The 5,018-nt window shown below is 75.1% G+C and carries 2 protein-coding genes; both read right to left on the reverse strand.

The features are described from left to right. Positions 1-52: 52 nt before the first annotated feature. Positions 53-3,844: a glycosyltransferase family 2 protein gene (locus AOK09_RS34670; protein ID WP_055591178.1), complete on the reverse strand. Its 3,792-nt coding sequence runs from the start codon at positions 3,842-3,844 to the stop codon at positions 53-55. Between the two features lie 221 nt (positions 3,845-4,065). Continuing rightward, positions 4,066-4,329 (reverse strand): WhiB family transcriptional regulator, encoded by a 264-nt coding sequence (locus AOK09_RS34675; protein ID WP_055591179.1) that lies wholly within the window; start codon positions 4,327-4,329, stop codon positions 4,066-4,068. Between the last annotated feature and the right edge of the window lie 689 nt (positions 4,330-5,018).

The raw sequence follows: 5,018 nt of genomic DNA on the forward strand, positions 1-5,018 counted from the left end.
CGGCCAGCAGCGATGCGGTGGTGGGGTTGGCGGTCACATTCCTCATCGCTCGTCAGCTCCCGGATCCGTCACGGCCGGCACCCCGCGACCCGTACGGGTCCTGGGGTCCGCCCTGCTGCAGCCAGGGGTCGTCGGGGTCCAGCGAGCCGTAGGCTCCGCCGTCCCCGTCGGGGCCGCCCTGGGCGTAGGGGTCGTAGCCGTAGCCCTGCTGTGCCTGCTCGTAGTCGCCGTAGCCGTGCTGGGGCGGCACCGGGACGGCGTAGCCCCCCTGCTGCTGCGAGGGGTCCCAGCCGTAGGGGTCTGCCTGCTGGTAGGGCTGCTGGGCGTAGGCCGGGTCGGCGTACGTCCCGTCCGAGGGGTAGACGGCCGGCGGGTCGTAGCCGCCGGGGTAGGCCTCCGCGCCGGGCTGCTGCGGCAGTGACGGCTCGTACACCGGCTGCTCGGCGTCGGGATACCCGGGATCGGCGCCCTCGGCGGCCGCTCCGGCCTCCTCCGCACCCTCGGCCGCCGCCAGCCGGCGGGCCCGGCGGCTGCCGGGCACCGGGGGTTCGGCGGCCGCGGTCGACTCCTCCTCCGGCAGGTCGTCGTCGTTGGTGGAGCTGCGGGCGGGCAGCGCCAGCACCACCAGGGTGAGCCCCAGCAGTACCTGGGCCCAGATCCAGCCGGTGTGCAGGGCACCGTCGTGGTGACCGACGGAGAGCAGGCCGCCGGAGGCCGGGAGGGTGAAGCCCTGCGCCCAGCCGTCCACGGTGACCGGGGTGAGGGGTTTGCCGTCCAGGGTGGCCTGCCAGCCGGAGTCGGCCCGTTCGGCGAGCCGCAGGGTGCGGCCGGCCGGCCCGGCCGGGACGGTGGTGCTGATGCTGCGCACCCCGGCGGGCACCGCGGTGGCTGCGCCGTCGGCGGTGGTGATCACCGCGCGGGCGACCGTGGCGCCGTCCACCCGCCAGAGGGCGGTGCCGCCCTGCCTGCTGACCCGGGTGAGGCCGGGGGTGGTGTCCAGGACGTCCTGGACCTTGCCGATCAGCGGGGACTGGACGAGGACGTACTCCACCGCGTACTCGGCGAGCCGGCCCGACTGGTCACCGCCGGACCCGGCCAGCAGATTGCCCACCAGGGCGGTGAGGCCGGGCTGCGGGGCGTCCGTCTCGGCGTCGCCGAGCGACTGCCCGGAGCCGCGCACCAGCGCATAGGCCACCGCCTCGCCGCCGGCGTCGCCGTGCAGCACCAGGGTCCGGGTGCGGTCCACGGTGCCCGACTCGGCGGCCACGAACGCGGGCACCTGGATCGGATCGGCGCGCCGCAGCGGATCGCCCGCGCCGCGCGCCGCCCACCACAGGCCGGTGCCGACCGGGGCCAGCACCGCGGCGAGCACCACCACCGCGGCGACCGGCTGCCGCCAGCCGAAGTCGATGCCCGCCACCCGGGCCTGCGCGCCGTCGGCGCCGATGCAGGCGGCGGCGAGCAGGGCGATGCCGGTGAGCAGGGTGGCCGGTCCGGACCAGGCCGCGACCGGTACCGCGCCGGGCTGGGGGGTGACCGTGGTGCCCGCGACGACGATGGAGAAGACCAGCCCGGCCGCGGCCGCGGCCCAGGCCGCCATCACCGCGCGGCGCCGGTCCGCACGCAGCAGCGCGGCCAGGGCCGCGAGCACCACGCCGGCGGAGAACAGCACGGGCGGTGCCCCGGCTCCTCCGGGGTTCACCAGGACCAGGCCGAGCGGGGTCGCCGGACGGCCGCTGAGCTCGGGCAGTCCGGCCTCCAGCAGCAGCCGGGACGGCGACCCGAGGACGTCCAGCGACCACGGCGCCAGCACCAGCACGGGGGTGCCGACGACGGCCAGGCAGCGCACTCCCAGGCGGCGCAGCGCGACCGTACCGGTGCCGTAGGCGCCGCCGCGCAGGACCGCCGCGATGAGTGCGGCCGCGCAGAGCACCAGGGCCAGCACCCAGACCACGGGGACGAAGGCGGTGACGGCGGTGAGCAGGAGGGCCGCGGTCCAGGCGCTGCGCCAGCCGGGGCGGCCGCCGCGGGCGGCGGTCTCGCGGCGGATGCCGAGTCCGGCGGCCACGGCGGCGGCGCGGGCCAGTGGCGGCAGCAGCACGGCCAGCAGGGCGGTGCCGATGCGTCCCTGGGCGAGGGCGCCGGTGGCGGCGGGCAGGAAGGCGTAGGTGGCGCTGGCCCAGGCCCGTACGGCGCGGGAGTCGATCAGCGGGCGGGACACCAGGTACGCGGAGACCCCGGCCAGCGGGATGGAGAGCACCAGCAGCAGGGTGACCGCGAGGTCGGCGTTGCCGCCGAGGAGCCAGGACAGTACGGCCAGCGCGCCGAGGTAGGGCGGTGCGCCGCCGGTTCCGCCGGTGCCGACGGGGTGCCAGCCGTCCGCGTAGGCGTGCCAGAGGTCGGCGGCCCGGTCGGCGGGCAGCAGTGCGCCGCCGAGCAGGCTGCCGCCGCCCAGCAGGCCGCGGCAGGCGATCAGCGCGACGAGCAGCAGCCCGGCGAAGAGCACCGGCGCCGGCTTGCGGGCGAGCCGCTTGAGCCGGGCGAACTGCTCGACCTCCAGGAAGTCGGCGTCGTCGTCGGAGGGTCCGCTCTCCGAGCCGCCGTGCCGGCCGGCGCCGGAGTCGTCGCTGCGTCCGGCGCCCAGCGCGCTGGCGGCCTGCTCGACGGTGAGCCGCACGGTGGCGCCGGGGGCGGGGAAGAGCGAACGGTCGTCCAGCGGGGTGGCGGAGCGGCTGCGGGCGCGGCGGACACGGGCGGCGAGCACTCCGGGCAGCCGCAGCAGGACGTGTCCGAGTCCGGCGATCTCGTCCAGGGACTGACCGGGGGCCTTGCCGACGAGGTAGGCGACGCTGCGCACCAGGGTGGAGAGGACCACTCGCAGGGCGATGTAGGGCAGCAGCAGGCCGCGGGAGTTGGCGAGGAGGGTGAAGACGGCGCCGGCCTTGTCGACCCGGTGGGGGTGGTCGGGGGCGCAGTCGATGGGGCGGCGCTCGCGGCTGGCGGCCTCGGCGTGGCGCAGTACGGCGTCGGGGGCGATCATCACCCGGTACCCGGCGGCGTTGACCCGCCAGCACAGGTCGACGTCGTCGCGCATCAGCGGGAGGGCGCGGTCGAAGCCGCCGAGCTCCTCGAAGACGTCGCGGCGGATGAGCATCCCGGCGGTGGAGACGGAGAGCACGGGGCGGACCTGGTCGTGCTGGCCCTGGTCCTGCTCCCGGCGGTCCAGGCCGGTCCAGCGGCGGCCGGAGCGGGCGATGCTGACGCCGACCTCCAGCAGCTGGCGACGGTCGTACCAGCTGCGCAGCTTGGGGCCGACGACGGCGGCGGAGGGGGTGGAGTCGGCTACCTGGAGCAGCCGCAGCAGGGCGTCGGGGCGCGGTTCGCAGTCGTCGTGGAGCAGCCAGAGCCACTCCACGGGCTCGGTGGAGGAACCGTGGCCGTACTGGTCGTCGTCCTCGAAGCCCTGGTGGAGGCCGAGCGGGTCGCCGTACTCGTCGCGGCCGGGGGCTGCCGGCCGGCCGCCGGGACCGGCGGGGGCGATGCTGTAGGGGAGTTCCTCGGGGCGCAGCGGGTGGGTGGAGCGGACGGCCTCGCCGACGGCGGTGCCGAATCCGGTGCGGCGGGCCAGGTGCACGACGCCCTCACCGAGGGCCTCCGCGAGCAGCCGGGGGGAGTCGTCGCCCGACCCGGTGTCGGCTGCGACGACGCGCTGGACGGGGCGCTCCTGCCCCAGGAGTCCTTCGAGGGTCTTGGGGAGCCAGCGGGCGCCGTCGTGGGCGACGACGACCGCGGTGACCAGATGCCGCGGATAGGCCGGCGGTCGGGTGTGGCTGTAGGCAGTCATCGCGTGAGCGGGCCCCGGTTCGCATGGACGGCAGGTGGTGCGCGTGCCCCACGGGAGGGTGGCCTGCCCGGGTGTCGGCGGTGCGCGGTCCGGACGACGCGTCGCCGGATGGCGCACCACACTAACGGCTCGGACGGGGAGTCCGGTTCCGAGGTGGGAACACCGCAGCGCCCCGCCCGTGAGGGGCGGGGCGCTGCGTGGTGATGCCGACCGGCGATGTGTCAGACGGCGCTCTTCTTCAGGCGGCGGCGCTCCCGCTCGGAGAGCCCGCCCCAGATCCCGAAGCGCTCGTCGTTGGCCAGCGCGTACTCCAGGCACTCGGACCGCACCTCGCAGGCGAGGCAGACCTTCTTGGCCTCTCTGGTCGAACCGCCCTTCTCGGGGAAGAACGACTCGGGGTCGGTCTGGGCGCACAGAGCACGTTCCTGCCAGCCGAGCTCCTCCTCGGTGTCCTCACCGATCATCAGCTCGTAGAGCTCGCTCATGTGGCGTGCCTCCTAGCCCCTCTGCGCTTCCCCGTCGTGCTGCCGTTTTGCGGTTGCGGTGAACGACACGAGTGAAATTACAAGTGCGTCACTCTGGCTCAGTCAAGCCGGGCTCTGGTATTGGCCTGCGGATTCACTCCCCGGAACCAAGGCGCCACGATTAGTGTGCATATTCGGGCAAAGCGGAACCTTGGCTTCGAGGATGCGGCCCCGCAGGTCGCGGTGCCGCCCTCCACTCACGACGTACGCAGGCCCGTCACGGTTGCCCGGCGGGAGGCGGAGGCGAGATGGATCACAGCCCGATAACGGATCGGCAGGACTGATGAGGCGCTGCTGCCCGGTGATCTCCGCGCGCAAACACCGTGCTGCAGAGATCCATCGATCGGGTGACGGCCCGGAGTCACCGCGGTGACGAGTTGACATCCGGCCGTCCAACAGGGTCTCCTTGGCCCCATGTCAGTGCGCATCACATCCCGGAGCCTCCCTGTGGAGCTCCGCCGTGCTGCCAGCGCACTGTGTTGTCCTCGCTCCTGCTGTCTGTAGCGCTCCGGCGCCGCAGGAGCCCGGCGGCCCTCGACGGTCCCGGCCCCGCACGGCCCACGCCCAGTCGGCACACCGCCCCGGCCCCCTGCCTTGAGCGCACCCCGCCCCTGCGGCCGCTGTGCGCCACCGCACCCGCGAGGATCCAC

Source organism: Peterkaempfera griseoplana (assembly GCF_001418575.1).
GTDB classification, from domain to species: Bacteria; Actinomycetota; Actinomycetes; order Streptomycetales; family Streptomycetaceae; genus Peterkaempfera; species Peterkaempfera griseoplana.

What these genes read in the sequence shown, in the direction of transcription:
- AOK09_RS34670 (WP_055591178.1), bottom strand. Translation starts at nt 3,844, where the DNA reads ATGACTGCCTACAGCCACACCCGACCGCCGGCCTATCCGCGGCATCTG.
- AOK09_RS34675 (WP_055591179.1), bottom strand. Translation starts at nt 4,329, where the DNA reads ATGAGCGAGCTCTACGAGCTGATGATCGGTGAGGACACCGAGGAGGAG.